This window comes from Streptomyces sp. NPDC046862, from assembly GCF_040704615.1.
GTDB lineage: Bacteria > Actinomycetota > Actinomycetes > Streptomycetales > Streptomycetaceae > Streptomyces.
Map to the genome: position 1 here is coordinate 12,802 of NZ_JBEYXP010000045.1, position 25,683 is coordinate 38,484.

Consider the following 25,683-nt stretch of genomic DNA (forward strand, 5'->3'; position numbering starts at 1 on the left):
CCTTCTCGTGGATGATCAACGGGGCCCCAGTGGGGGAGCGCCACATCGGTCGGAGGAAGCTTGTGCGCGGGGGGCGAGATCTCTCCAACTCGCAAGGGAGCGAACCAAGATGACAGAGGATCTGTCACAACTGTCTCGGCTGTCTCGGCTGTCTCGGCTGTCGGGGCTGCCGGGGCTGTCGGGGCTGCCGGGGCTGTCCCGCAGAACGGTGCTCGGCGGGATGGCCGGTGGCCTGGCCCTGGGCGGCCTCGGGGCGGCCGGTCCGCTGGCCGGGGCAGCCCGGGCCGTTGGGCGCGGGAGCGGGTACGGCACCGCCCCCGAGCCGTACGTCCCCCTGCCGGTCGGCAGCGGAGGCGGACCCGTCGGCTCGGACCGCGTCCACGTGCTCCAGGTCGGGCCGCGCGAGGCGGACACCGTGCTGGTGATGGTGCCGGGGATGTTCGGAGCCGCGAACGACTTCCGGCTGGTGGCGAGGGACCTGGTGGCGGCCGTACCCGGCCTGCAGGTGTGGGCGTTCGACCGGCGCGAGGAGAACCTGGCCGACCGCTCCGGGTTCGCCACCGCCGACCCGGCCGCGTACTACCTGGACGGCCACTACCGCTCCCTGGACCCGGCCGCCTCCGGCTACGTCGCCGGCTGGGGCCTCGGGCGCGCCCTGGAGGACCTGCGGACGGTCGTACGGGCCGCCCGTGCGGGTGGCCGGCGGCGGGTGGTGCTCGGCGGCCACTCCTGGGGCGCGACCACCGCGCTCGCCTACGCCGCCTGGGACTTCGACGGCCGCCCCGGGTACCGGGACCTGACGGCCCTGGCCGTGCTCGACGGCGGCGTCCTCGGGGCGTTCGAGGGGACGGGCGCGCCCGTGCAGGACTCACCCGAGGAGGTGCGGGAGCGGCTCGCGGCCATCGACGGCGGAGCGGTCTTCGACCTGACACTCAGCGCTGTGGGGCTGGGCAGCCGCGCCGAGAGCACACAGATCTGGTACCAGCTCGCCGGCTGGTACGCCCACACCGACCCCGAGGGCCGTTCGGTGCTGCAGCCGCGCATGCCCGACGCCCTGCGGCCGCCGGACCCGGTCACCAACGCGGCCCTGCTCGGCACCCTGGTCGACGCGCGCTTCGGCTGGCCCAACGACATCAGCGTGCACTCGGGACACCTCGCTGACGGCGGCGGTGCCGGTGGCGGTGCCGGTGGCGGTGCCGTGCGCGGCTGGGTCGACGACGGCATCACGCCGATCGGCCGCGTCGCGACGGCGTACGCGGGTCCGGTCCCGGCCGTGTGGGAGTGGTACTGGCCGGCCCGGCTGTCGGTGGACCTCGACGTCACCGACGCCTACGCCGACACCCGTCTCGCCCGCGCCCTCGGGCTCCGGCTGCTCCACGGCGCCGGTCTCGACGTACCGCTCTACGCCTTCCAGACGAGCTACTCCCACGGCACGGTCGTGAGCTCGGCGCGCAAGGTCGTGGCCGGGTCGCGTGTCCCGTACGCGGTGTACGAGTCCGACGAGGGCATGAACCACCTGGATCCGCTGTTCGCTGCGGCTGAACGGAACACGGCTACTCGGTCGCTCGTGAGTTTCCTCTTGAGGGTGCGGTGACCCTCCGGGGGTGGGCCGGGCCCTGAGGTCTGCCTGGTTGGTGCCGGTGGGCGGCTGCGGGTCGCGGGGGGGGGGGGGCTTGTCGCGCAGTTCCCCGCGCCCCCCAAAGGGCGCGGGACGCCAGGTCGCACGGCTGCCACGGGCGGAGTACACATGAGGCATGAGCAGCGGTGACGCTTCTGACGGGAGACATGGAGGCCCGTCGACCGCGGTCGACTACGCGGCGGTCTTCCAGGCGCTGCCCGTTCCCACGCTGCTGCTCACACCCGGGCTGGTGATGGCCGACGCCAACCGGGCCTATGTACGGGTCTCCGGGCACGGTCGCGAGGAGCTGCTCGGCCGGCGCGTCCTCGACGTCTTCCGCGACGACCCGTCCGACCCGGAGGCCAACGGCCCCCGCAAGCTGCGCGCGTCGCTGGAGCGGGTGCTGGCCACCGGCGAACGGGACACGATGGCCCTGCAGAAGTACTCCGTCGAGGTGCCGGACCGTCCCGGTGTGTACGAGGAGCGGTACTGGAGCCCGGTCAACGTCCCGGTCCTCGACGCCGACGGCCGGGTCGTGCTCATCGTGCACCGCGTCGAGGAGGTCACCGCCCTCGTCCACGCCCGCCAGGCCCTCAGCACCACCCCCGGCACCGTGCTCAGCCGCATGGACGCCATGGCCGCCGACCTGCTCACCCGCTCCCAGGAACTGCAGGAGCTCAACGAACAGCTGCGCGAGGACCAGGCACGGCTCCACAAGATCGCCGTCACCCTGCAGCGCGCCATGCTGCCCGCCCCCGCGCTGGCCGAGGACCCCGCCGTGGCGGTGCGCTACCGGCCCGCGGCCGGCTTCCTGCACGTCTGCGGCGACTGGTACGACCTGTTCGAACTCGACGCGGACCGGCTGGCCGTCGCGGTGGGCGACGTGGTCGGTCACGGTCTGGAGGCGGCCGGCGTCATGGGCCAGCTCCGCAACGCGCTCAGCGCCGCGATCCGGGCCACCGGACGGCCGGCGCCCGCGCTCACGACACTCGCCCAGCACGCGCTCACCGTCGAGGGCGCCCTCGCCACGACCGTCGTGCAGGCCGTCGTGGACCGCTCCCGGCGGTCGATCACCTACAGCCGCGCCGGCCACCCGCCTCCGCTCCTGACCGACGCCGACGGAACCGTCGAGATCCTCGACGGGGCCACCGACCCGCCCCTGGGCGCCGACGACGACTTCGCCCCACGGGACGAGGTGACCGTGTCCTACGCTCCCGGCTCCACGCTCGTCCTCTACACCGACGGCCTCATCGAACGGCGCGACGAGGACATCGACACCGGCCTGCGCCGCCTCGCCGACTCCCTCGAACGGCACCACGCCCTCGACGCCGAGAGCCTCGCCGACGCCGTACTGACCCACCTGGCCCCCGACCCCGAGAAGGGCTCCGACGACGACACGGCGCTCGTGGTGCTCCGCCTGTGACCGGTTGCCGGACGGCGGGGCTGTCTCACGGTTTCTCGTCGAAGCTCGCGTAGTACGCGGCGGCCATGTCCTCGTCGCCGTGGCCCTGCTCGGCCGCGCGGGCCAGGCGTTCGGCGCCGGCCGCGGCCACGTCGAGGCGGACGCCGTTCTCCTCGGCGGCGGCGACGATCAGCCGCGCGTCCTTGGCGGCGGTGGTCACGGCGAAGGACGCCGGAGAGAGCTTGCCGTCGAGGATCAGCCCGGCCTTCGCCCGCAGGTACCCCATGTCGAGCGGCCCGCCCGCGATGGCGTCGAAGAAGCCCTGCGGGTCCACGCCGAGGGCCTTGGCCAGGGCCAGGGTCTCGCCGGTCGCGCTGGTCGCCGCGAGCACCCAGCTGTTGGCCACCAGTTTCAGCCGGGTGGCGCTGCCCGCCGCGCCGTCCTCGCCGGTCCACACCGTGCGGGCGCCGACCGCGTCGAAGACCGGCGTCACCACGTCCCGGCCCTCGGCGGGCCCGGCCGCGAGCACGATCAGCTGTCCGGCCTCCGCGGGCTGCCGGGTGCCGAGCATCGGGGCGTCGTAGAAGACCAGCCTGTGCTCGCGGGCGAAGTCGGCGAGCTCGCCGATCGCCCCGATGCCCGCGGTCGTGGACTGCACCCAGGCGGCCCCCGGGCGCAGGGCACCGGCCGCCTGCCTCATCACGTCCAGGGCGGCCGGACCGTCGTACAGCATGGTCAGCACGACGTCGGCGCCCTGGACCGCCTCGGCGGGCGTGTCCGCGACGTGCGCGCCCTCGGCGGCCAGCGGCTCGGCCTTGTCGCGGCTGCGGTTCCAGACGCGGACGCCGTGTCCGGCGCGGGCGAGGTTGCGGGCCATCGCGGCGCCCATGATGCCGGTGCCGAGGACGGTCACGGTGAGCTGGTCGGACATGACGTCACCTTACTGACGGGGGAAGCCCTGACGGGGGAGGCCGGTTCGTGCTGCTGCCGGACACGGTGGGCGTCGGGCTCCGGCCCGGACTCCGGTCCGGACTCCGGTCCGGCGGCGGGAAGCTCGGGGCGGTCAGCCGAGCTTCTTCAGCAGCTCCGTGGCGAGCGGCGCGGAGGACGCGGGGTTCTGGCCCGTGACCACGTTGCGGTCGACCTGAACGTGCGGGGCGAAGGGCTCGCCGGTCTCCACCGTCAGTCCCGCCTCGGTCAGCCGGTCCTGAAGGAGCCACCGGGCCTTCGCGGCGTTGCCGGCCAGCTCCTCCTCGGCGTTGGTGAAGGCGGTGACGCGGTAGCCGGCGTAGGCGTTGCTCCCGTCGTCGTTCATCGCGGCCAGCAGTGCGGCCGGGCCGTGGCACACCACGCCGACGGGCATGCCGCCGGTCACGGCCCGCGCGAGGAGCCGGCCGGAGTCGCCGTCGGCCGACAGGTCCTCCATGGGGCCGTGGCCGCCGGGCACGTACACGGCGTCGTAGGCGTCCAGACGTACGTCGGACAGCGCCACCGGCTTCAGGAACTCGTCGGCGGTCTCCACGACACTCTCGAACCTGGCCGCGTTCTCCGGGCCGCCGGTGGCCTCGGCGGCGAGACTGGCGGGGTCCACGGGCGGAACGACACCGCCGGGGGTGGCGACCGTGACCTCGTGGCCCGCGGCCTTGAACGCCTCGAAGGGGACGACGGCCTCCTCGGCCCAGAAGCCGGTGGGGTGCGTGCTGCCGTCGGCCAGGGTCCACCGGTCGGCGCCGGTCATCACGAAAAGGATCTTCGCCATGGTCTTGCTCCGTTCTTGTTTCCCCGTTTGCTGTTCCGGTGTTCCGCTGTTCCGCTGTTCCGCGTACCCGGCCAGGGCCTGGGAGGACCCCACCGGGGGCAGCTTCCCTCCCACACCGATCTGAATCTTCCGCGAGCGGAGGCCTGTCCTCAGTCCGCCTCCTGGGCCGGATCGGCGGTGACGGCGCGCAGCAGGGGGCGGCTGGCGCCGATCGCGGCGAACATCACGGCGGCGCCGAGGAGGACGCAGACGGCAAGCTGCAGCGCGCCCGCGGTGTCGACCGTCGTGCCGAACGCCTTGTTCAGCTTCGTCGCGAGGTACACCCCGGCCGCCGTGACACCTCCGGCGAGCACCACCAGCGGGACCACCGTCTCACGGACCCGCGCCCGGTCCAGCACCTTCAGCGGCGTACCGGCGAGGCGCAGCCGGTTGTAGACGCGGCGCCGGTCGAGGACGTTCGCGGCGGCCGTGAGCCCGGCGGAGGCGGTGGCCACGACGAAGCCCAGGGCGAGGGCGGCCAGGCCCGTGCCGCGCAGTTCCGAGACGTAGAGGTCGTCGAGCACGCTGCTCTGCTCCTGGGTGTACGGCGGGGTGGCGGTGCCCAGCCGGGTCAGCGCGGTGACGGCGGCGTCCATGCGGTCCTGGCCGCCGGTCACCTGGGCCGTGATGCCGGGCGTACCGAACAACAAGGAGTCGATGTCGTCCTCGCTGGTGTGGGCGCGCACGGTGGCGGTCACCCCGGCGTCCTTCAGCAGCGCACGGGCGCGCTCGGCCGTCTCGCGCACCGACTGCACGGATCCCTTGCCGTCCTCGGACCCCTTGCCGTCCACGGACCCCGTGCCGTCCACGGCGGCGACGGGCACCGCGATCTGGCCCTTGTGGTGGAGGCCGTCGAGGTCGAGGTGGGCCACGGAGAAGAACCCGGCGACGAACCCGGCCAGCACCAGACCGCTGACGGTGCGCCAGGCGCCGCGCGGGTCGTCGCTGAGCCGGCGCGCGGCCAGCAGGGTGGCCGGGCGGCGGGCGAACCGGCCCAGCAGGCGGCCGAGGCGGTCGACCACCCAGGGCCCGACGATCCAGAACGCCGCGTAGAAGAGGACGATCAGCGCGAGCTGCTGCGAGGTCTTCAGACCACCGTCCTGGGCGGTCTGGGCGATGTAGACCAGCAGACCGAGGAACAGGACGAACCGAACCAGCCGGGTGCGGCGCGGGTCGGCCTGCTGGGCGACGCCCAGGGGCGAGCGGGCCACCTGCCGCAGCGTCGTCACCGCGCTCAGCGCGATCAGCACGGCCACCGCCACGACCACCGCGAGCAGGGCGGGCACGCCCACCCACAGGTCGGAGGTCCGCCACGAGCCGATACCGAACGGCAGCCGGGCGAGCGCGGGCAGCAGAGCACAGTAGGCGAGCGCTCCGGCAGCCGCTCCTGCCGCACCCACGACCGCCGCCTCGACACCGGTCATCGCGAGGATCTGCCGCGGGGTCGCCCCGGCCAGCCGCAGCGCGGCCAGCCGCTGCTCCCGCCGGGCCGCGCCCAGCCGCCCGGAGGCCGCGCCCAGCACGATCACCGGCACGACGAGCAGGCCGATGGCGGTCAGCGCCGAGGTCCGGTCGTTCGAGGTGAACACGTGCGGGGAGGTTCCGCTGAAACCGGAGACGACGGCTCGTGCCGCCAGCGCTCCGCCGAGCATGTCCTGCCCCGCGTCGGACGAGACGGCGGGATCGCCGGCGGCACGCCCCACCACGGCGAGCCGCTGCTCGGACGCGGCGAGTCCGGCGCCGCCGACGGTCCCGTACGAGGAGGTCTTCGGGAACCGGTCGGCGAGCTGCCGCGCGGGCAGCTCGTGCACGAGGTCGGCGAGGGCCGGGGAGAGGAAGACCTCGCCAGGTTTCGGGAAGTGGTCCAGGCCCGGCGGCGGCGCGGTGGCCGCGCGGCCGGGGAGCTGGGCGAGGTCGACCACGGTGACGGGTTCGCCCCGTACGAAGGTGGTGGACACGACCTGGACGGCGGTGCCGTGCCCGTCGGGACGGGGGTTGAGCCAGGCGGTGCGGTCGGCGCGGGTGCCGGAGCCGAGGTACGCGGCGAACAGGACCAGCAGCACCAGCGCGCTCACGGCGGCGGCCGCGGCGGCGAGCGCCTGACCCTGAAGGCCGCGCCGGCCGGAGGACCGGGCGAGGTGCCAGGTCAGGGGAAGGACGGGGGAACGCACGGGTGATCTCCTGGTGGTCTCCGACGAGTGCTGCGACGAGTCCTGCGACGATTTCTGCGACATGTTCTTCGCCGCCGCGTCAGCCAACGGTGTACTGGCTGTACTGGCTGATGCGGCCGTCCCGCACCTGGAGGACCCGGTCGCAGTGGGCGGCGACGTCGGCGTCGTGGGTGACCATCACCAGACAGGCACCCTGCTCACGGGTGACGGAGGTCAGCAGACGGATGACTTCTGTACCCGTGCTCTGGTCCAGCGCCCCGGTGGGCTCGTCGGCGAACACGACATCGGGCTCGACGGCCAGCGCACGGGCGATGGCCACCCGTTGGGCCTGCCCGCCGGACAACTGACCCGGCCGGCGCTGCTCCAGCCCGGCCAGCCCGAGCGGCTCGAACCACCGCCGGGCCCGCTGCACGGCCTGCTTGCGCGGCACGCCCTCCAGCATCAGCGGCAGCGCCACGTTCTCCTCGGCGGGCAGCTCCGGCAGCAACTGCCCGAACTGGAACACGAACCCGAACCGCTTGCGCCGCAGCGCACTGAGCCGGTTCTCACCCAGCTCGTCAATGCGCTCACCGCGCAACAGCACCTGCCCCCCATCGGGCCGGATGATCCCGGCGAGGGTGTGCAGAAGGGTGGACTTGCCGGACCCCGACGGCCCCATGATCGCGAGTGACTCGCGCTCGCCGACCTCCACGTCCACGCCGGCGAGGGCGGGAGTGCCGCCGTAGGTCTTGGTGAGGCCGTGCCCGGCCAGAACAACGCTCATGTCGAATGCCCCCGTCCCGCTCAGCGCTCGAACTTCCAGGTGACGGCGGAGCCGTCGACCTTGACCACGCTCACCGGGATGGACAGCTCCTTGCCGTCGTCCTCCTTCGCGGTGCAGGTCACCTTCGCCCCGGCCACGGCCTTCAGATCCGGGCACGTCACGTCCTTCACCGCGGTCCCGACCCACGGCAGTACGTGGAACTTGGACTCGGTGCGCCCGCCGACGATGTTCCCGGCGAGCGCCTTGTGCCCGTCCACGGTCGCGGACGAGGTGCTGTCCAGATGGGTCGTGGACTCACTACCGCCGAGCGTGTACGTCAGCACGACGCCACCGGCGAGAACGACGGCGACCGCGCCGCCGATGCTGATCAGGGTCTTGCGCTGCATGATGCGCCTCCGAAAGTCGAGGGGGTTGATGTCCCTCGACTCTCGCCCCCGCAGGCGCTTGCCCACCTCGGCCGAACGGCCAGGGTTCGGGGCTCTCGTTGGGCGTCCTCTCAGCCGTACGGCCGATGGGACACGGGCTCAGTCTCGGTCGAGAGGGCCCGGACCGGCGTCCCGGACGAGCAGGGCCGCCTGGACGCGGTTGGCGCACCCGAGCTTGGCGAGGACGCGACTCACATAGGTCTTGATGGTCATCTCGCTCATGTTCAGCCGTCGTCCGGTCTCGGCGTTGGACAGACCCTCGGCCACCAGGCGCAGGACCTCCGACTCGCGGGCGGTCAGCTCCGTCAGCCGTGCGGCCGCCTCCCGGCGTCGGGCCACGTCGCCCGGGCCACCATGCGCGAGGCAGTGCCGCCGCTGCGGCCGTACGAGATCGAGCACCGCGTCTCGTACCGGGTTAAGCGCCAGGCAATTCTCTTCGAGGGAACCCCGACCCCGTACTCGGCGATCGTCCACGAGGCGGCACTACGCATGGGTTTCGGCGGCCCGGACATCGCGCGTGCGCAACTGAACCACCTGCTGGAGATGAGCGAACAGTCCACCATCACCATCCAGGTGATCCCCTTCGGAGAAGCGGGCTTCCCTGCGTCGGGCCAGCCCATCACGTGGGCCGCAGGCCCGGTTCCCCACTTGGACACAGTCGTCCGGGACACCGACCACGGTTGCGAATTCCTCGACGCGGAGGCTCAGTTGCAACGCTACCGCTCTGTACTGGACCGTATGGAGTCGCGGGCCCTCCCCGAGGAAAAGTCCCGAGACCTCATCCAGCGCATCGCCCGCGACCTGTGAGGAGCCCCCTGACGCACGAACCCACCTGGCAGAAGTCCACCTACAGCGCCGAAGCGGCCAACTGCCTCTACGTCGCAGCCGACCCCACCAGCGACACCCTCCACCTCCGCGAAAGCGACACCCCCGACAGCATCCTCACCACCACCCAGGCTCCCCTCCACGCCCTCATACACACCCTCAAGCCACTCCCACCCGAAGGCACCCTATGAGGGAACAGGCGATTGGCAGCTTTGGGCCAACCAATCACTCCCCGAAGCCCGACTTCAAAGGCCACGGGCCGCACGACCCGTGTCCCAAAACTGCCAAAGGCCAGTTGAAGGGCCATCGCGCCCGACCTACTCCTGAAACCGGCCGAGGCCGCGATGGGCGATCGAATCGGTGCGAGCTCTAGGAGACGCTCAGTGCCCGGCGCCAGTAGTCGGTGACCGTGTGGCGCAGCCGTGCCGTGTCGACGGCGCCGGGGTCGAGGAGGCGCTGCAGTCCGATCCCGCGCAGTTGTCCGACGACCACGACGGCGACGTCGTCGGGCTCGACGTCCGGACGTACGTCGCCGTCGGCGATCCCCGCGGCGACGTCGGATCGCAGGTCGGAGCGGAACGCCTCGTCCCGCTCACGGAAGGTCGGCGCCAGTTCGGACGCTGTGGCCGCCTCGGTCCACAGAAGGAGGAAGGCGCGGTTCATGATTCCGACGTCCCCGAGGGCGCCGACGTAGCCGTCGACGAGTTTCAGGAGCCGGTCCAGGCCTGGTGGAAGATCCGCGAGCCCGGGGACGAAGCCGGCTTGCGTCGCGCGGGCCAGCCGTTCGAGCAGGGCCTGCTTGGACCCGAAGTGATGGGTGACGATCCCCCGGCTGTACCCCGCCCGTTCACCGACCCGCGCCAGAGTCAGCGACCGCACGCCGCACTCAACGACCAGTTCGGCTGCGGCGTCGAGCAGCGCGGCTTCCGCCTGGGTCCGGCGCTCCTGCTGGGTACGGCGCGTGGTGACCATGCGAGTACGTTAACAAGAAACTTGCGTGTCGTCCGACAAGTATGTGAAGGTGACGGCTCCGAACCGGCCGACCCGGAGGGCTTGAGTGATCGAGACCGATATCCCCGTGCCAGTGCGCTGCCCGAACGCGGCACGGCGGCCGACCTCGCCGATCGGGGAGTGAGCGCGATGCCGACGGTGTTCGTTCACGGCAATCCCGAGACGGCGGCAGTATGGGACCCGTTGCTCGCTGAGCTCGAGCGCGCCGGTTCGCCACGTAACGGGCTGATCCGCCTCTCGCCGCCCGGGTTCGGCGCACCCCTGCCGACCGGGTTCGGCGCGACGGTCGGCGAATACCGTGACTGGCTGATCAGCGCGTTGGAGGACTTCGGCGAACCCGTTGATCTGGTCGGCCACGACTGGGGCGGCGCACACGTGGTGAACGTCGCCGTCAGCCGGCCGGACCTGGTGCGCAGCTGGGCGAGCGACGTCATCGGGATATTCGACCGCGACTACGTCTGGCATGAGCTCGCCAGGCGGTGGCAGACCCCCGGAGACGGAGAAGCCGATGTCGCCGACCGGTTCGGCGCGGCTGTCGAGACGCGCACCGAGGTGCTCGTACAGCGCGGCATGAGCAGGCCCGTGGCCGAGCGGATCGCCGTGGCGCAGGACGAGGCGATGGGCCGAGCCGTACTCGCGCTCTACCGCTCCGCCGCGCAGCCGGTGATGGCCGAGCTCGGCCGGCACCTGGAACAGGCGTCGCAACGGACCGGACTGGCGCTCCTCGCCACCGAGGACCACATGGTCGGCACCGACCCGCAACGCCGACGCGCGGCCCACCGCGCAGGCGCCCGCGTCGAGACGCTGGACGGACTCGGGCACTGGTGGATGACCCAGGACCCCGCGCGTGGAGCTCGCGCCCTGACCGCGTTCTGGTCGCGGAACGGGTGACGGCGCGGGGGACGGCGCCGGTCGCCTGAGCCAGCGGCGAAGCAGGCGCCGAGACCGGTCAGGAATCAAGAAGCACCTACCGCCGGGCAGCCCCTAGCGTGATGGTCATAGCAACCACCGAATCCACCGCATCCACCACGTCCCTCGCGTCCGTCACCCTCGAGGTGTCCGACCCCGAGGCCGCCCGCCGCTTCTACACCGCCTTCGGAGTGGACACGTACATACGCCTGCGGGCGTCCGAGGCGCCCTCCACCGGATTCCGCGGCTTCACCCTGGCGCTCACCGTGTCCGGGCCCGCCACCGTCGACAGCTTCCTCGGCGCCGCCGTGGACGCCGGCGCCACGGTGCTGAAGCCCGCCGCGAAGTCGCTGTGGGGCTACGGCGGCGTCGTCCAGGCGCCCGACGGGACCATCTGGAAGGTCGCGACATCGGCGAAGAAGGACACCGGCCCGGCCACGCGCGAGATCGACGAGGTCGTCCTTCTGCTCGGCGTCGAGGACGTGAAGGCCACCAAGCAGTTCTACGTCGGCCAGGGCCTGACCGTGGCCAGGAGCTTCGGCGGCAAGTACGCCGAGTTCGCCTCCGGCGAGGCCGGCCCCGTCAAGCTGGCGCTGTACAAGCGGCGCGGCCTGGCCAAGGACCTCGGCGTACCCGCCGACGGCACCGGCTCGCATCGCGTCGTCCTCGGCAGCACCGCCGGCCCCTTCACCGACCCGGACGGATTCACGTGGGAGTCCACCACGTCACACACCCCCGCGCCGTCCACCCCGGCCGCACAGTCCTGACCCCTGACCCCCGTCAGTCGCCGAAGCGTTCGCGCGCGTCCTCGATGTGACCGAGGTACCGGTGGGTCCAGCCGCACAGGGCGTCAACCGTGGTGCGCAGGGCCCGGCCCGGCTCGGTGAGGGTGTACTCGACCCGTGGCGGCACGGTGGGGTACACCGTCCGCTCGACCAGGCCGTTGCGCTCCAGCATGCGCAGGTTCTGGGTCAGCATCTTGTGGCTGACGCCCTCGACCTCGTTCCGCAGCTCGCTGAAGCGCAGGGTTCGCTCGCCGAGCGTCTCGATGATCAGAAGCGCCCACTTGTTGGCGACGTCCGAGAAGATCTCCCGCGCCAGGGAGTCCGAACGCCTCAGGTCCGCGTCCTCGGGCAAACCCTTGAGTAGCTGCTTGCTCGCCATAAGGTTCCTCAGTCACCGAAATGTGCGTTCCAGGTCGCCTGCCACTCTCCTACAGTTCCTGAGTCACCACAAGAGAGTGTGACAGCGGGCACACAACACCCGTGTCCGACCAACTCCCCCACACCTCACGCGGCTTACTCGCACGACAGGTCTTATCGCCGGCGAATCCATCAACCACTATTCCCCTCGATGGATAAAACATTGAACCGGAGACCGGCCCTGAGGCCGGCAGTGGTCGGCCTCCTGGCCGCCCTGGCTCTCTGCGCGCCGGGCCTCACCCCGGCCCCCGCCGTGGCGGCGGAGCGCGCCCCCACGACACCCGCCCCCAAGGCCCTCAAGGCCCTCACGGTGTGGCCCACCGCGCAGCAGATGCGTCCTCGCCACGGTTCCCAGTCCGTCCCCGTCCCCGTCCCCCGCCGCGTCGTCGAGGTCGTCGAGGTCGTCGAGGTCGTCGGCCGAGCGTGTACGTCAGCACGACGCCACCGGCGAGAACGACGGCGGCCGCGCCGCCGATGCTGATCAGGGTCTTGCGCTGCATGATGCGCCTCCGAAAGTCGAGGGGGTTGATGTCCCTCGACACGGCTGATGAGCCGACGCTCGGCGGGCGGACGCCACCGACTCCCACCTCGTCAGCCGGGGCCGAGTCCGCTGATCAGGGACCGAACCACCATGTCGGCTCCCTGTGCGCTGGTCAGCTCCGGCATCTCGTGTGAAGCGAGGTTGGTGAGGTGGATGAGCAGGGAGCGGGCCCAGCGGTCCGGAAGGCCGGGGCGGATGACGCCCTCACGCACTGCGCGGACCATGAAGGTGTCGAGGTGCTCGATCAGTCGGCTGAGACGGCCGGCCGCGGTTTCGTCCTGTACCTGCCGCACGTCCACCGGCCACCGCCTGCTCACGGTGATGATGCCCTCCGCGTACCGGTGCAGCGCCACCAGCAGGGGCGCCTCGGTCAGCCGCGCCTCGGCGACGACCTTCTCGCAGGCGTCGAGCTTGGCCACATGGACGGCGGCGAGGAGTGCCTCGCGGGTCGCGAAGCGGCGGTAGACGGTACGTCGGTCAACGCCCGCCGCCGCCGCGATCGCCGCGATGCTCGCGCCGGGGTCGAGCGCCAGCAGGCGCGCTCCGGTCTGCAGGACCGCGTCCAGATTGCGTGCCGCGTCAGCTCTCATCGAGACCGGAGCATACGCGGTTGTGCGGCTGATGAGCCAAGAAGTGGCGCGCACCTGTTGCGATTCACCTATTAAATGTCACATAGTTGTGCCACTAAATCCCTCGCCCAAGGAGAGTCACGTGAGCCTGGTCCGCATGTCGGAAAAACTGAGGGAAGTCCTCGATTCCAGGGTCTTCGTCACCGTGGCGACCCTTCAGCCGGACGGAAGCCCGCACCAGTCCGTGGTCTGGGTGGGGCGGGACGGCGACGGCCTGTTCTTCGTGACCGGGGTCGACAAGGTCAAGGCACGCAACCTGCGGCGGGATCCTCGGCTGAGCGTGACCGTCAACCCGCCCGACGAGCCGTACGGGTACGCGGTCCTCAGCGGCACCGCCCGCTTCGAGAGCGCGGGCAGTCGCGAACTCATGGACGAACTCGCCATCAAGTACACCGGCGTGCCCTACGCCGAACACAACCCGGAGGCGCATGCCACCCTCCCGGAACTCGTCACCGTCCATGTCACCCTGGAAAAGATCGCGTCCCGGTTCCTGTGAGGCGAGCAAGCAGCAAGGGCGGAATGGCCCGAGGACAGGAGCACCCGTGACCAAGACCTACGTCGTCACCGGCGGCACGGACGGCCTCGGCAAGGCCATCGCCGACACCTACCTGGACAGGGGGCAGGAGGTGGTGGTGGTCGGGCGCAGCGTGGAGAAGGGCCAGGCGTGGCTCGATGGCGCGCGACGACGCGGCGCTGCCGCCAGGGCGCACTTCATACCCGCCGAACTGAGCCTGCTGTCCGAGACCAGAGCAGTGGTGGACCGCATCCGGTCCTCCTGCGCACGGGTCGACGCCCTCGTCCTGGGTGCCCGGCACTTCCGGACCACCCGCCTGGTCACCGCCGATGGTTTCGAGAACACCTTCGCCCACTTCTACCTCAGCCGCTTCGTTCTGAGCCACGAGCTGGCCGGCTTGCTCGAATCCGCCGACACCCCGGTCATCCTCAACATCGCCGGCCCCGGCGCGGAAGGAGGAATCCACTGGGACGACCTCCAACTCGTCAGGGAGTACGACGGGCAACGGGCACTCATGCAGGGCGGGCGACTCAACGATCTGCTCGGCGTCGGCTTCGTGGAGGCCCGGCCAGGGACGAACGTGCGGTACGTACTGCTCAGCCCGGGCACGGTCGACACCAGTTTCTCGGGGCAGTACACGCCGGACGTAAAGGCGCAGATCGACGTCATTCGCAGGTCCGCCCAGCCGGTCCACGAGGCCGTCGTCCCGATCGTCAGGCTCCTGGACACCCCGCCCCCCGCCCCGCTCAGCGCATTCGTGCGGGACGTACCGCTCAGCCCGCACGGCCCCGGGTTCGGGGTCGAGGAGGCGCGGCGACTGCACCGGCTCACCGAAGGGCTGTTGGCCGACTGGGCGGCCGGGACGACGACGGGCTGAGGCAGCGGACCTGAGGTCCCCTCACCCCGTGCGAACAGCTAACCGCCCACCTGTAATCAGGTCGCCACCCAACGTGACTTCGACATGTCTACGGGAAAGGTTTCGTGAGACCTGGGGCTCCGCAGTGCGGACCACTCGGCTGCACTCCGCCCCCACCTTTCAGAGGAAGGTCACCTGCATGATGTAGAGCCGCTCATGCCGGGGGACGATGAGGTAGTTGAAGAAGCCACCGGGTACATGGGCGAAGCCCCCTTTCGGCCCTTCTCCCTGGTAGGCAGTGCCGTCGAGGTTGAAGGCCGCAGCGGCACGGACCAGCTCGTCGGCCTTCTTCTCGACCTCGGCGAGAAACGCGGGAGAGGCGCCACCTGCGACGTGCTGTTCGTCCGGGTCGTACTCCCACTGCCAGGTCACGCGGACACCGCCTGCTGGGCCTCCGCTTCGACGGCGGTCAGTTCGTTCATGCCGGACCGGAACGCGGGGTCGTCCCTGCCGTCCGTGGCGTGTACGGCGGCGAGTGCGGTGCGGTAGCGAGCGGACAGGTCGGGGCGGCGTTCGATCTCGACCTGCGCGTGCCAGTACGTGAGCCAGTGCTGGAGGTGACCGATCTTGCCGTCTGCGATCGCGGCGGTGAGCGCCTGCTCCTTGTGCCGCTCCAGCTCGCCCAGCCGATGGGGGGCGATGCGAGCGAGGGCGACACGAACGGCCTCGGGGGTTCGCTCCGGCCGGGGGATCAGCTCCTGCCCATGATCAGGCTGAGTGCTCACGCGAGGCTCCTTCGGTCCGTACTCCTTGCCGACCACGGTAGCGGCGCAGTCGGACAACAGCGCCGGCTTCACGCGGCCACTCCCGGACGCCGAGCTCCCGCCCCACCCACCTCGAACCACATCAGCTTCCCCGCACTCCGCCCCAGCCGGTCCCCTCCGAGCGGCCACGCGCCCCACGCGTCCGCGTACTGCCGTACGAGCAGCAGTCCGCGCCCCTGGGTGGCGTCGGCCGGGGGCGGGACGGGTGGTGGCGGCGCGCCCGTCGGCGCGGGCGCGTCGAAGGGCGGCGGGACGTACGGATTGGTGTCCCACACGAAGACCCTGAGCCGCCCCTCCCCGAGCGCCCGCAGCCGCAGCGACGCGGGCCCCTCCGCGTACCGGTAGGCGTTGGTGACCAGCTCCGACGTCAACAGCTCGGTGACGTCGAGGAGTTCCCGCATGCCGTGGCTCGTGAGGGCGGCCCGTACGGTCATGCGGGCTACGCGGGCGGAGTGCACGGAGTGAGGGAGGCGGAGGGCGTAGCACCAGTTCTCAGACATGGAGATTTCGGGCAACGAGCGCGCGGGCGGCGATACGGTGACCATGAACACCTCTGGGAAGGAACGGGACTTGGGCACGCTCAATGGCTACGCCGAGCGGTGGCAATGCCTGGGGTGGTGCGCTTCCGGCTTACGGGCGGGACGAGTTGAGCGGTATGTAAAGACCGTAGACCAGGTGGTTGGATGCTTCTAACTAAACGAGCTGAAAGCATCCATAAGTCCCTCGTGTGAGGGATGCCTGCGCCGCCCAGCGGCCTGAAAGGAGACGCCTTGCCGCCCACCAACAGCCCCACGGTGCGCCAGCGGAGACTGGGCGCCGAGCTGCGAAAGCTCCGCGAGCGGGCGGGGCTCACCGCCACCGCCGCCGCCGGATTGCTCGGCGTCAACCAGGCACGTGTCAGCATGATGGAGACCGGTCGCACTCCCATCAGCGCCGATCGTGTTCGTTCCATGGCACGGGTCTTCGAGTGCTCCGACGATGCGTACGTCGACGCGCTGGCCTCGATGACCGGACGGCGTACACGCGGCTGGTGGGAGGAGTACCGCGAACACCTGCCCGCCGCGCTGGTCGACGTGGCCGAGCTGGAGCATCACGCAGCGGCGTTGCGCGTGGCGCTCGTGATCCACATCCCGGCGTTGCTGCAGACCACCGATCACGCCCGTGCCCTCTTCCGGGCAGTGGTACCGCCCATGCGGCAGTACGAAATCGAGCACCGCCTCACGTATCGGATCAAGCGGCAGGGCGTGCTGCACCGCGAGACCCCGCCCCCGTTCACGGCGATCATCCACGAGACGGCGCTCCGCATGGGCTTCGGCGGCCCCGACGTCACCCGTGGCCAGCTCAAGCACTTGCTGGAAATGAGCGAACTGCCCCGCGTCACCGTCAGAGTGATCCCTTTCGGGACGGACTACTTCCCCAGCACGGGCCAGTCCTTCGACTACGTCGAGGGCCCTGTCCCACAACTCGACACGGTCGAGCTGGACACGCATCACGGAGGCTGCCAATTCCTCGACGCAGAGGCACTGTTGAGTAAGTACCGTGCCGTACTGGATCACATGGAGTCCTGCGCGCTCGGCCCCACTGAGTCACGCGACTTCATCCAGAACCTCGTCCGGGACACGTGAGAGGTACCCACCGTGCACACACTGCACTGGCAGAAGTCCACCTACAGCGGCGACAGCACAAACTGCCTCCATGTCGCGGCCACCCCCACCGGCAACGCCGTCCACCTCCGCGAAAGCGACACCCCCGACACCATCCTCACCACCACCCAAGCCCCCCTCCACGCCCTCATACACACCCTCAAAGCCCTCCCACCCGAAGGCGCCCACTGAGGGAACGAGCAATTGGCAGCTTTGGGCCAGCCAACCGCTCCCGGAAGCCCGACTTCAAAGGACACGGGCCGCACGACCCGTGTCCCAAAACTGCCAAACACCCAGTTGGAGCGACATCGCCCACGACCTCTGAGAGGCCCCCCTGGCCCCGGGGTCAGTGCTGCCGGAGCCAGTCCTCGTAGCGCGTGGACGCGACGTGCGCGGTGTCGTCGCCGACGAGGACCCCCTCGGGCATCGACGCGAACAGGCCGGCGGACTCGTCGGTGACGACGGTCCGTCCGTCCGGCTTCGCCGCCAGGGTGATCTCACCGAGCCGGTCGAGGCCGTACACCTCGGGACCGGCGATGGTACGGATGCCGTTCGACGGCTCGCCCTGCGCCGCCTCGGCGACGGCCGCGGCCACATCGGCGGAGGCCATCGGCCGCAGCCGCGTGGACGGCAGGCGCACCTCCCCACCCTCGCTGGACATGTCCATCACCGGAGCGATGAACTCGAAGAACTGGGTGGCGCGCACGATGCTGTACGGGACGCCGCCCCCGCGCACGGCGTCTTCCTGGGCAACCTTGGCCCGGTAGTAGCCGTAGTCGGGCACCTGGTCGACGCCGACGATCGAGAGCGTGACGTGGTGGCGGACACCCGCGTCCCTCTCGGCCTCGATCAGGTGCCGCGCCGAGCGCGTGAAGAAGTCCAGCGCCGGCTCCGTGTCGAAGGACGGGGAGTTCGACACGTCCACGACCACGTCCGCGCCCTTGAGAGCCTCTGCCAGGCCCTGGCCGGTGAGGGTGTCGACACCCGTCGAGGGAGCGGCCGGCACGACGTGGTGACCGCCATCGCGCAGCAGCGCGACCACCTGCGAGCCGATGAGCCCTGTACCGCCGACGACCACGATCCTCATCACTGTCTCCGTTCGCTGAGCTGATTCGATGAACCACCTACAGGACAGGGCAACGGCCGGATCTGTGACAGCCGTGATGGGCCAGGGGAGCGAACACCAGGCAGCGGCTCCGGGCGGCGGGTGTGACTGAGTGCTTCAGAGGGCCACTCCGAGCGTCACGGTCGGGCAGAGGACAGCGACCGATTCGGGTCGGGGCACGGCCGCCTGTCACCCCACCCGGACACTCGCTGTCTCCGGGAGTTCCAGATGCCCGCCTTGGAACCGCGTCCGTAGTGCGCGATCATGGGTGACCAGCACGATCGCCCCCGGGTACCCGGTCAGCGCCTCCTCCAGTTCCTCGACCAGCGCCGGTGACAGGTGGTTGGTCGGCTCGTCCAGCAGCAGGAGATCGGCGGGCTCCGAGACCAGTCGCGCCAGATCCACGCGGCGGCGCTGGCCGTACGACAGTTCGCCCATGCGCAGGCGCAGCTCCGCCGGGCGGAAGAGGCCAAGGGCAAGCAGGGCATCCGTCTGCTCGTCGGCGGAGTCCACGCGGCCCAGCGCGAACGCCTCGGCCACCGTCAGGCCCGGCGGCCACGGCGTCTCGTCCTGGCGCAGATGGCCTACCCGACCCGGCACGTGCACCGAGCCCGCGTCCGGCCGTAACTCGCCGGAGAGCAGCCGCAGCAGCGTCGTCTTGCCGGCGCCGTTGGGGCCGGTGACCAGGAGCCGGCCGCTGCGGCCGAGGGTGAGGGCGCCCAGGTGGAGTCGGTCTCCTACGCGTACGTCCGAGAGCTGGACGGCGGGGAGCTCGGCGGGAGCGGGCTCGGCGCCTCCACTCGCGCATTCCCCTGCCGCTGCGATCCGCGCGCTGAAGGCCAGCGGGTCCGGCGGCGGCGCCACCGGGTTCGCCGTCAGCCGTTCGACCCGCTCGCGGGCGTTGCGGATGCGGGCCATCGTGCCGTGCGCCCGGCCGCGGGCGCGGAAGCCGCCGTGACCGAAGTTGGCCAGCGGTGCCTTGCGCGGGATGGCGTCGAGGCGGACGGCGTGGCCGGCGGCCAGCCGCTCGTTGCGGGCCAGCTCGGCCCGCCACTCCTCGTACTCCTGGAGCCGGCGGCGGCGTTCCGCGGCCTTCGCCGTGCGGTAGCCGGCGTAGCCGTCGCCGTAGCGGGTGACCTTTCCCGCCTCGGCCTCCAGGACCGTGGTGGTCAGACGCTCCAGGAAGACACGGTCGTGGGTGACCGCGAGCACCGTGCCGCGGTGCGCCCGCAACTGCGCCTCCAGCCACTCCACGGCCTGGTCGTCCAGGTCGTTCGTCGGCTCGTCCAGCAGCAGCAGCTCCGGCCGGCCGGCGAGGACGCCGGCCAGGGCAAGGCGGGAGCGCTCGCCCCCGGAGAGGGTGCCGAGTCGGCGCTCACGGCGGAGGGCGGGCAGGCCGAGATGGTGCAGGGCGATGTCCACCCGGTGGTCGGCGTCGTAGCCACCCCGGGCCTCATAGCGCTCGAGGAGCACGGCATACGCGGCGAGCGCCGCCGGGTCCGCGCCGTCGCCGAGCGCCTGCTCGGCCCGGCGCAGCTTCGCTTCCAGGGCGCGCAGGTCCGCAAGGGCCAGGTCAACGGCGTCCTGGACGGTGGCGGTCGGGGGCAGGGGGATGGTCTGCGGCAGATAGCCGATGCCGTCGGCGGCGGTCACGGTCAACTCACCGCTGTCCGGGCGCTCCTGCCCTGCGATGAGACGGAGGAGAGTGGACTTGCCTGAGCCGTTGTCACCGATGAGCCCGGCCTTCTCGCCCGGCTTCAGCGTGAAGGAGACCTGGTCGAGGACGGTGCGGCCGGGGTAGCGCTTGGTGACGTGGTGAAGGGTGAGTTGTGAGGTGTGCAAGATCGGGTCCCTCCTGGGCACACGGGTTTCAGCCCGGGCCGGATCGGGGTGGATGGCTGCACGGCGGGGCGCGGCGACTGCGGAGCGGTGCTCTACGCGGTCGGCGCCGGCTGTCTCACAGGGAACCCATGCGAAGGACCGTACAACACGATGCACGGTTTGACAAGACGAGACGTCTCGCCTTGCTGGGCACATTGAGGCAAGCGAGCCTGCGTCAGGCCGACGAATGCCGCCGGACCGGCCGGGCCGGCGAGGCCCGCAGGGTCAGCGAGGCCCGCAGGGTCGGGGCCGATCACGGCGACAACACGGAGGACGCGGGCGAGCGGGCCGCCCGCCAGCTCCTCGGCGGCACCGAGCTGCCCAGCGCCGTCGTCGCGTTCAACGACCAGTGCGCCATCGGCGTCCTCACCGCCCTGGGCCGCGCGGGCGACCTGGTCCCCGGCGCGGTGTCCGTCGCCGGGTACGACGACGACGCCCTCTCCCGCCTCAGCTGCTTCAACCTGACGACGGTCAGCCGGAGCGCCGAGGAACAGGCCCGCCACGCGGTCACGGCCGCCCTGGAACGCCTGGACGAGGGCCGCACCGAGCCCCGCGAGATCGTTTTGCCGCTCCAGCTGGTGGTACGCGGCACGACGGCACCGGCCGCCTGAGCGAGCCAGGAGTCAAGGACGAGGCAGGACGTGACCGCCGCGCGACCCGGTGAAGGTCGGTCGGCGCCGGACGAACAGGGCGATACACGGGTTCCGAGGAAGGTGGTCGTCGAAGCCGCGTATGTGGGCCCAGACCCAGAGACGCGGTTCTTCAAGCTCCGTGAGCTTGGGATGTCGAGGCCCAGCGTCAAGCAACCAGACGAACGGAATCCATTTCGGGCGCCCAAGGCGTCTGCTGGGGTGGTCCGCGTTAGACCAGGGCCGGGGCCACGGTGACGCATACTCGGTGACGGCGACCAAAGCCATGCATATCCCTTGATCGCGACGCACTCCGCGTGAGAGCCTACGCTGACACATCTTGTGGTGCGCAATACGCTGATTCAGGCGATTAATGCGTAGACACTCTCTGTTTCCTCCAGATCGGAAAATCACCGAGATGAAAGCAATATCCCGGGGTCGTCTCTCGGTTGTCGCCGCTGCGGCAGCGTGCCTGGTCATCGGAACCGCCACGTCCGCCAGCGCAGGCACGAACTCGCCCGTTTCTGACGCGACCAACGGTGACGGCTATGCGTACTTCGTGGCCAACGGCGATGATTTCCTCATTCACGACAACAAGTGCGACGGCGACACCGTCTGGGCTCAGCTGACGTGGTACAAGTCGGGGTATGGATATAATTTCCGAACGATTCGCAATACGTCTGGATGTAACACCACGGACACGAGACACCCATGGGGGGATATCCCTGAGGGTGCGGATGTGTGGGTGAGAGCCTGCGGCAGCGTGGAGGACAACTACTCCAACAGCGGCACCGGCTACCTCGGCACAGGTCACGACTGCGACTTCACCCAGGGCGGCCAGCACGGCGTTGCCTGAGGTGCCGGCAAGCCCGTCCCACTGCGCGCGGTGCCGCGTCCGGTGGGACAGGCTGGGCCACAGCACAGGTCACGAGAAGCGAGAGCGGGCTTGTTACTCGAACTCCTCACGCGGTGCTCACGCAGGCGTCTGAGGCACACCTCGATGCAGCTGTAATTCGCGCTCCCATTTGCCGCGCAATGGTCCTGTGGGCCCCGCCAGACGGTGAGACACGGGAGATCACGACGGGCGTGAGGCGTTCGTCAGGAATTCGGCCTCTCGATGAAACGAACTGCTCGTGGATTCCACTCGGCAAAGCCAGGTCGGCATGCATGGCTTGGCGGGGTGCAGCGAGTAGTTCATCGTATCTCGACTGGGCCTGCAAGAAATCTTGCAAATGCTCACAGCTTCCCAAGCCGAGAGCGCGAGTTCGATTCTCGTCACCCGCTCCAGATTGAAACCCCAGGTCAGCGGCCTGGGGTTTCTTGTTGTAGGCATTGATCAGACGGAGACGTGCCACAACCGCGCCAGATGCGCACCACTGCACGAACCGTGACTCCTCGAACTGGCCGAGATCTACGGCACCGTAGTCCCGACCCTCAGCCACCTCGGCCCCAAACGCCTCGCGGCTGTACGGAAGAGGCGGATAGACGAAGCCAGCGCCCCGGCCTCCCGCACGAGGGGGACACGTGATCTCCGTGCGCGAGGCGCCGCGGAAAGCCCCATGGTCAGTGACGTGCCCGAACTCCGTCTGCTGCGGGTCGGCAACGGCTGGGACCTCGTGCGCACCCGGCGGAGATCGGGGCCCAAGTCACCCCTGACCCCAGTGGCGGTCACGCGGCGCCACCTGACGGGCGCGGCCAGCCACAGAACACCCGCGTCCGACCAACTCCACCACACCTCACGCGGCTTACTCGCACGACAGGTCTTGTCGCCGGTGAATCCATCAACCACTATTCCCCTCGATGGATAAAACATTGAACCGGAGACCGGCCCTGAGGCCGGCAGTGGTCGGCCTCCTGGCCGCCCTGGCTCTCTGTGCGCCGGGCCTCGCCCCGGCCCCCGCCGTGGCGGCGGAGCCCACCGCCACGACACCTTCCCCCACGGTGTGGCCCACCCCGCAGCAGATGCGGCCGAGCCACGGTTCCCCGTCCGTCCCCGTCCCCCGCCGCGTCGTCGAGGTCGTCGGCCCCGACACCGACGCGCCCGCCCGCAGACTCGTCGAGAAGACCCTCCGCGCCGCCGGCGCCCGCACCATCACCACCGTCACGGCGGGCACCCCCGTGCCTCCCGCCGCCCTGACCGTCTACGTCGGCGGCCCGGCCGAGAACCCGGCGACCGGCAAGGCCCTCTCCCGTCTCGGCGCCAAGCCCCCGAGCGGCCTGCCCTCCGGCGGCTACTCCCTCGCCTCCGGCCACGGCACGGTCGCCCTCTCCGGCGTCGACACCACCGGCACGTACTACGCCGCCCAGACCCTCCGTCAGCTGGTCACCGGCCGGTCCGTCCCCGCCACCACGGTCCGGGACTGGCCCACGACCCCTCTGCGCGGCGTGATCGAGGGCTTCTACGGCGCCCCCTGGTCCCAGCAGGACCGCCTCTCCCAGCTCGACTTCTACGGCCGTACCAAGCAGAACGTGTACGTCTACTCGCCCAAGGACGACCCGTACCTGCGCGCGAACTGGCGCGACGAGTACCCCGCCGACCAGCTCGCCCGCCTGAAGCAGCTCGTGGACCGCGCGGCGGAGAACCACGTCCGGTTCACGTACGCCCTCTCGCCCGGCCTGTCGGTCTGCTACTCCTCGGCGAGCGACCGCAAGGCCCTGGTCACCAAGTTCGAGTCGCTGTACGCGATCGGCGTGCGCTCCTTCGCCGTCCCGCTGGACGACATCAGCTACACCACCTGGAACTGCCCCGAGGACGAGAAGGAGTACGGCACCGGAGGCGGCGCGGCGGGCACGGCGCAGGCCGCGCTGCTGAACTCCGTCGTCAAGGACTTCATCGGCGCCCACGACGACGTCCAGCCGCTGGAGATGGTGCCCACCGAGTACTCCGACCTCGCCGACTCCCCGTACAAGACGGCCCTGCGCGAGAAGCTCGACCGCTCGGTGGTCGTGGAGTGGACGGGGGTCGGGGTCATCGCCCCCACGATCAGCGCCCAACAGGCCCGCCAGGCCCGGCAGGTGTTCGGGCACCCGATCCTGATCTGGGACAACTACCCGGTCAACGACTACACCACCAGCCGCCTCCTCCTCGGCCCCTACACCGGCCGCGAGCCGGGCGTACCCGCCGAGGTCACCGGCATCACCGCCAACCCGATGGTCCAGGCCGAGGCCAGCAAACTCGCCCTGTTCACGTCGGCCGACTACACCTGGAACCCGCAGGCCTACGACCCGAGGGCGGCCTTCCTCGCGTCGGTCCGCGACTTCGGCGGCCCAGCCGCCGCGCCCCTGCGGATCTTCGCCGAGAACAGCTACTCCTCCCTCCTCGACTCCACCGAGTCCCCCACCCTCACCCCGCTCATCAAGGCCTTCACGACGGCGTACGGGGACGGAAAGGGCCCGGAGCTCACGAAGGCGGCCCGCAGGCTCTCCGCCTACTTCACCTCCATGGCCGCCGCGCCCGCCGGCCTCCGCGCCCACCTCGACAACCCGGGGTTCCTGAAGGAGACGTCGGCGTGGCTGGACAAGCTCGGCGCGTACGGCGAGGCGGGCGGCACGGCGGTGAAACTGATGCTCGCCCAGGCCGACGGCGACGACGCGGCCGTGTCGACGTACTACGACCAACTCCAGCAGCAGCGAAAGGAGTTGGACGCCGTACCGCAGCAGGTCGCGCCGGGCGTCATGGACCGCTTCCTGTTCGACGCCACGCTGCGGGCCGCGCCCGACCCGGGCCCGGACGCCTCGTTCGAGCCGTCGTCGCTGTCACTGGCGCCGGGGAAGAGCGACAAGGTCACGCTCACGGTGGCGGACAACCGCTCCACGGCCCAGAAGACCGTGTCGTGGGCGCTCGACGCCCCCGACGGCCTGACCGCCTCCCCGGCCTCCGGCACCCTGACCGTCCCGGCGGGCGGCAAGGCCACGGCGGCGGTGACCTTCACGGCCGCCGACGGGGCGAGCGGCGGAGTCCGGTCCGTCGTCGTGGCGGGTGACGGGCTCGTCAGCCGCGCGATCCCGGTACGGATCACGGACGGCAAGGGCAGCGACCGTGCGCTGACCGCCAACTTCAGCGGCGCGTCGGTCAGTTCGGTGGACCTCGGCTCGGGTGCGTCGACGGAGATCGCGGTCGGGAAGAACCCCGGCGAGGTCGTCCTGAGCGCGGACGGCCGTACCGCGTACGCCGCCAACCAAGGCTCCGACACAGTGAGCGTCATCGATGTCGCCTCGGGCGAGGTCACGAAGACGGTGGCCGTCGGCGACGTACCGGCGGGCCTCGCCCTCACCCCCGACGGGAAGACCCTCTGGGTCGCCGACTACTCCGACGACGCGCTCCAGCCGATCGACCTCACGACGGGCACGGCGGGCGCGAAGATCGCGGTCGGCGACGGCCCCGAGAACATGGCGATCACCCCGGACGGCTCCACCCTGTACGTGGCCGACATCCACGACAGCACGGTGACTCCGGTGAAACTCACGGGCGACGGCGCCTCCGGCACGGCGGGCAAGGCGATCCCGGTGGGCCCGAACCCGTTCAACGTGCTGGCCTCCCCCGACGGACGAACCGTCTACGTGTCGAACTCCGGCGGCTCGACGGTCACTCCGATCGACACCGCCACGAACGACACCCGCCCGACCCTCCTGGTCACCGGCCAGGCGTACGGCCTCGCGCTCTCCCCCGACGGCCGCACGCTCTGGGTCAGCGCCAGCACGGGCGACACGATCACGCCGGTCGACACGGTCACGGGCGCCCCGGGCGCCCCGGTCACCGTCGGCCGGTCCGCGTTCGACGTCGCCCTGGACTGGAACGGCACGACGGCGTACGTCACGACCGCCGACGCCGGCACGCTCGTACCGGTCACGACGGCGACGGGGAAGGTGGGCACGGCGCTGAAGACGGGCGCGTATCCCCTGGCGGCCGCGGTGACACCGGTGCCGGTGGGGTAGCG

Annotated in this window: 27 protein-coding genes and 1 pseudogene; 14 read left to right on the top strand and 14 right to left on the bottom strand. The window is 70.8% G+C overall.

From position 1 onward, the window contains the following. Window positions 1-109: 109 nt before the first annotated feature. Together AB0959_RS37710 and AB0959_RS37715 are read left to right on the top strand one after the other, a co-directional pair. A complete protein-coding gene (locus AB0959_RS37710) occupies window positions 110-1,594 on the top strand; it encodes an alpha/beta fold hydrolase (protein WP_366831278.1) in 1,485 nt (494 codons plus the stop codon). 160 nt (window positions 1,595-1,754) lie between these two features. Beyond that, window positions 1,755-3,041: a SpoIIE family protein phosphatase gene (locus AB0959_RS37715; RefSeq protein WP_366831279.1), complete on the top strand. Its 1,287-nt coding sequence runs from the start codon at window positions 1,755-1,757 to the stop codon at window positions 3,039-3,041. 25 nt (window positions 3,042-3,066) lie between these two features. Here the strand turns inward: AB0959_RS37715 and AB0959_RS37720 are convergent, their stop codons facing one another. The 6 genes and pseudogenes from AB0959_RS37720 to AB0959_RS37745 form a co-directional block, all read right to left on the bottom strand. Beyond that, entirely contained in the window at window positions 3,067-3,951 is an 885-nt protein-coding gene (locus AB0959_RS37720; protein ID WP_366831280.1) for an NAD(P)-dependent oxidoreductase, read from the bottom strand. A 132-nt stretch (window positions 3,952-4,083) separates the two neighbouring features. Continuing rightward, window positions 4,084-4,779, bottom strand: a complete 696-nt coding sequence (locus AB0959_RS37725; RefSeq protein WP_366831281.1) for a type 1 glutamine amidotransferase domain-containing protein — start codon at window positions 4,777-4,779, stop codon at window positions 4,084-4,086. Between the two features lie 149 nt (window positions 4,780-4,928). Then, window positions 4,929-6,989, bottom strand: coding sequence for an FtsX-like permease family protein (locus tag AB0959_RS37730; RefSeq protein ID WP_366831282.1), 2,061 nt, complete (start codon window positions 6,987-6,989; stop codon window positions 4,929-4,931). A gap of 79 nt (window positions 6,990-7,068) precedes the next feature. Beyond that, window positions 7,069-7,752, bottom strand: coding sequence for an ABC transporter ATP-binding protein (locus AB0959_RS37735; RefSeq protein WP_366831283.1), 684 nt, complete (start codon window positions 7,750-7,752; stop codon window positions 7,069-7,071). A 20-nt stretch (window positions 7,753-7,772) separates the two neighbouring features. Then, window positions 7,773-8,138 carry a DUF4333 domain-containing protein gene (locus AB0959_RS37740; protein WP_366831284.1) on the bottom strand — a complete coding sequence of 122 codons (366 nt, stop codon included), beginning with the start codon at window positions 8,136-8,138 and terminating at the stop codon, window positions 7,773-7,775. 138 nt (window positions 8,139-8,276) lie between these two features. Then, window positions 8,277-8,501, bottom strand: a pseudogene (locus AB0959_RS37745) (LuxR C-terminal-related transcriptional regulator); the annotation flags it as partial. Between the two features lie 30 nt (window positions 8,502-8,531). On the opposite strand from AB0959_RS37745, the gene AB0959_RS37750 reads away from it, so the two are divergent. Together AB0959_RS37750 and AB0959_RS37755 are read left to right on the top strand one after the other, a co-directional pair. Further along, window positions 8,532-8,984 carry a DUF5753 domain-containing protein gene (locus AB0959_RS37750; RefSeq protein ID WP_366831285.1) on the top strand — a complete coding sequence of 151 codons (453 nt, stop codon included), beginning with the start codon at window positions 8,532-8,534 and terminating at the stop codon, window positions 8,982-8,984. Further along, window positions 8,981-9,193: a DUF397 domain-containing protein gene (locus tag AB0959_RS37755; protein WP_366831286.1), complete on the top strand. Its 213-nt coding sequence runs from the start codon at window positions 8,981-8,983 to the stop codon at window positions 9,191-9,193. The genes AB0959_RS37750 and AB0959_RS37755 overlap by 4 nt, the downstream gene beginning before the upstream one ends. A 178-nt stretch (window positions 9,194-9,371) precedes the next feature. Here the strand turns inward: AB0959_RS37755 and AB0959_RS37760 are convergent, their stop codons facing one another. After that, a complete protein-coding gene (locus AB0959_RS37760; protein ID WP_366831287.1) occupies window positions 9,372-9,974 on the bottom strand; it encodes a TetR/AcrR family transcriptional regulator in 603 nt (200 codons plus the stop codon). A gap of 81 nt (window positions 9,975-10,055) precedes the next feature. Here AB0959_RS37760 and AB0959_RS37765 point away from each other — a divergent pair, with 81 nt between their 5' ends. Then, complete coding sequence (locus tag AB0959_RS37765; protein ID WP_366831288.1) at window positions 10,056-10,904, top strand: alpha/beta hydrolase; 849 nt, start codon at window positions 10,056-10,058, stop codon at window positions 10,902-10,904. Window positions 10,905-11,005: 101 nt separating this feature from the next. Then, window positions 11,006-11,689: a glyoxalase gene (locus tag AB0959_RS37770; protein WP_366831289.1), complete on the top strand. Its 684-nt coding sequence runs from the start codon at window positions 11,006-11,008 to the stop codon at window positions 11,687-11,689. Between the two features lie 13 nt (window positions 11,690-11,702). On the opposite strand, the gene AB0959_RS37775 is transcribed toward AB0959_RS37770, so the two are convergent. After that, the gene (locus tag AB0959_RS37775) at window positions 11,703-12,086 is read right to left on the bottom strand and encodes a helix-turn-helix domain-containing protein (protein ID WP_366831290.1); all 384 of its coding nucleotides are present in this window, start codon (window positions 12,084-12,086) and stop codon (window positions 11,703-11,705) included. A 201-nt stretch (window positions 12,087-12,287) separates the two neighbouring features. Here AB0959_RS37775 and AB0959_RS37780 point away from each other — a divergent pair, with 201 nt between their 5' ends. Continuing rightward, a complete protein-coding gene (locus AB0959_RS37780; RefSeq protein WP_366831291.1) occupies window positions 12,288-12,605 on the top strand; it encodes a hypothetical protein in 318 nt (105 codons plus the stop codon). A gap of 110 nt (window positions 12,606-12,715) precedes the next feature. On the opposite strand, the gene AB0959_RS37785 is transcribed toward AB0959_RS37780, so the two are convergent. Then, complete coding sequence (locus AB0959_RS37785) at window positions 12,716-13,255, bottom strand: TetR family transcriptional regulator (protein ID WP_366831292.1); 540 nt, start codon at window positions 13,253-13,255, stop codon at window positions 12,716-12,718. Window positions 13,256-13,376: 121 nt separating this feature from the next. On the opposite strand from AB0959_RS37785, the gene AB0959_RS37790 reads away from it, so the two are divergent. Further along, a complete protein-coding gene (locus tag AB0959_RS37790; RefSeq protein ID WP_366831293.1) occupies window positions 13,377-13,790 on the top strand; it encodes a PPOX class F420-dependent oxidoreductase in 414 nt (137 codons plus the stop codon). A 46-nt stretch (window positions 13,791-13,836) separates the two neighbouring features. Next, window positions 13,837-14,685 (top strand): SDR family NAD(P)-dependent oxidoreductase, encoded by an 849-nt coding sequence (locus tag AB0959_RS37795; protein WP_366831294.1) that lies wholly within the window; start codon window positions 13,837-13,839, stop codon window positions 14,683-14,685. Window positions 14,686-14,844: 159 nt separating this feature from the next. On the opposite strand, the gene AB0959_RS37800 is transcribed toward AB0959_RS37795, so the two are convergent. The 3 genes from AB0959_RS37800 to AB0959_RS37810 form a co-directional block, all read right to left on the bottom strand. Next, window positions 14,845-15,096 carry a hypothetical protein gene (locus tag AB0959_RS37800; RefSeq protein WP_366831295.1) on the bottom strand — a complete coding sequence of 84 codons (252 nt, stop codon included), beginning with the start codon at window positions 15,094-15,096 and terminating at the stop codon, window positions 14,845-14,847. Next, entirely contained in the window at window positions 15,093-15,449 is a 357-nt protein-coding gene (locus AB0959_RS37805; RefSeq protein ID WP_366831296.1) for a hypothetical protein, read from the bottom strand. The genes AB0959_RS37800 and AB0959_RS37805 overlap by 4 nt, the downstream gene beginning before the upstream one ends. Before the next feature lie 68 nt (window positions 15,450-15,517). Continuing rightward, window positions 15,518-15,988: an ATP-binding protein gene (locus AB0959_RS37810; protein ID WP_366831297.1), complete on the bottom strand. Its 471-nt coding sequence runs from the start codon at window positions 15,986-15,988 to the stop codon at window positions 15,518-15,520. Window positions 15,989-16,258: 270 nt separating this feature from the next. Here AB0959_RS37810 and AB0959_RS37815 point away from each other — a divergent pair, with 270 nt between their 5' ends. Next, a complete protein-coding gene (locus AB0959_RS37815; protein ID WP_366831298.1) occupies window positions 16,259-17,113 on the top strand; it encodes a helix-turn-helix transcriptional regulator in 855 nt (284 codons plus the stop codon). A gap of 12 nt (window positions 17,114-17,125) precedes the next feature. Then, on the top strand, window positions 17,126-17,323 hold the full coding sequence (locus tag AB0959_RS37820; protein WP_366831299.1) for a DUF397 domain-containing protein: 198 nt from the start codon (window positions 17,126-17,128) through the stop codon (window positions 17,321-17,323). Between the two features lie 154 nt (window positions 17,324-17,477). On the opposite strand, the gene AB0959_RS37825 is transcribed toward AB0959_RS37820, so the two are convergent. Together AB0959_RS37825 and AB0959_RS37830 are read right to left on the bottom strand one after the other, a co-directional pair. Beyond that, window positions 17,478-18,218, bottom strand: coding sequence for an NAD(P)H-binding protein (locus AB0959_RS37825; protein ID WP_366831300.1), 741 nt, complete (start codon window positions 18,216-18,218; stop codon window positions 17,478-17,480). A gap of 207 nt (window positions 18,219-18,425) precedes the next feature. Continuing rightward, a complete protein-coding gene (locus AB0959_RS37830; protein WP_366831301.1) occupies window positions 18,426-20,078 on the bottom strand; it encodes a TlrC/CarA/OleB/SrmB family ABC-F type ribosomal protection protein in 1,653 nt (550 codons plus the stop codon). A 128-nt stretch (window positions 20,079-20,206) separates the two neighbouring features. Between AB0959_RS37830 and AB0959_RS37835 the strand changes: the two genes are divergently transcribed. From AB0959_RS37835 to AB0959_RS37845, 3 genes are all read left to right on the top strand, one after another. Continuing rightward, window positions 20,207-20,728 (top strand): substrate-binding domain-containing protein, encoded by a 522-nt coding sequence (locus AB0959_RS37835; protein ID WP_366831302.1) that lies wholly within the window; start codon window positions 20,207-20,209, stop codon window positions 20,726-20,728. Between the two features lie 436 nt (window positions 20,729-21,164). Further along, on the top strand, window positions 21,165-21,602 hold the full coding sequence (locus tag AB0959_RS37840; protein WP_366831303.1) for a hypothetical protein: 438 nt from the start codon (window positions 21,165-21,167) through the stop codon (window positions 21,600-21,602). A gap of 956 nt (window positions 21,603-22,558) precedes the next feature. Then, window positions 22,559-25,681 (top strand): beta-N-acetylglucosaminidase domain-containing protein, encoded by a 3,123-nt coding sequence (locus AB0959_RS37845; protein WP_366831304.1) that lies wholly within the window; start codon window positions 22,559-22,561, stop codon window positions 25,679-25,681. Window positions 25,682-25,683 lie beyond the last annotated feature (2 nt).

Bases quoted from the DNA above. Each gene is read 5' to 3' on its own strand.
- AB0959_RS37710 (WP_366831278.1), top strand. From the start codon at position 110: ATGACAGAGGATCTGTCACAACTGTCTCGGCTGTCTCGGCTGTCTCGG.
- AB0959_RS37715 (WP_366831279.1), top strand. From the start codon at position 1,755: ATGAGCAGCGGTGACGCTTCTGACGGGAGACATGGAGGCCCGTCGACC.
- AB0959_RS37720 (WP_366831280.1), bottom strand. From the start codon at position 3,951: ATGTCCGACCAGCTCACCGTGACCGTCCTCGGCACCGGCATCATGGGC.
- AB0959_RS37725 (WP_366831281.1), bottom strand. From the start codon at position 4,779: ATGGCGAAGATCCTTTTCGTGATGACCGGCGCCGACCGGTGGACCCTG.
- AB0959_RS37735 (WP_366831283.1), bottom strand. From the start codon at position 7,752: ATGAGCGTTGTTCTGGCCGGGCACGGCCTCACCAAGACCTACGGCGGC.
- AB0959_RS37740 (WP_366831284.1), bottom strand. From the start codon at position 8,138: ATGCAGCGCAAGACCCTGATCAGCATCGGCGGCGCGGTCGCCGTCGTT.
- AB0959_RS37750 (WP_366831285.1), top strand. From the start codon at position 8,532: ATGCGCGAGGCAGTGCCGCCGCTGCGGCCGTACGAGATCGAGCACCGC.
- AB0959_RS37760 (WP_366831287.1), bottom strand. From the start codon at position 9,974: ATGGTCACCACGCGCCGTACCCAGCAGGAGCGCCGGACCCAGGCGGAA.
- AB0959_RS37770 (WP_366831289.1), top strand. From the start codon at position 11,006: ATGGTCATAGCAACCACCGAATCCACCGCATCCACCACGTCCCTCGCG.
- AB0959_RS37775 (WP_366831290.1), bottom strand. From the start codon at position 12,086: ATGGCGAGCAAGCAGCTACTCAAGGGTTTGCCCGAGGACGCGGACCTG.
- AB0959_RS37785 (WP_366831292.1), bottom strand. From the start codon at position 13,255: ATGAGAGCTGACGCGGCACGCAATCTGGACGCGGTCCTGCAGACCGGA.
- AB0959_RS37810 (WP_366831297.1), bottom strand. From the start codon at position 15,988: ATGTCTGAGAACTGGTGCTACGCCCTCCGCCTCCCTCACTCCGTGCAC.
- AB0959_RS37825 (WP_366831300.1), bottom strand. From the start codon at position 18,218: ATGAGGATCGTGGTCGTCGGCGGTACAGGGCTCATCGGCTCGCAGGTG.
- AB0959_RS37835 (WP_366831302.1), top strand. From the start codon at position 20,207: ATGCGAAGGACCGTACAACACGATGCACGGTTTGACAAGACGAGACGT.
- AB0959_RS37840 (WP_366831303.1), top strand. From the start codon at position 21,165: ATGAAAGCAATATCCCGGGGTCGTCTCTCGGTTGTCGCCGCTGCGGCA.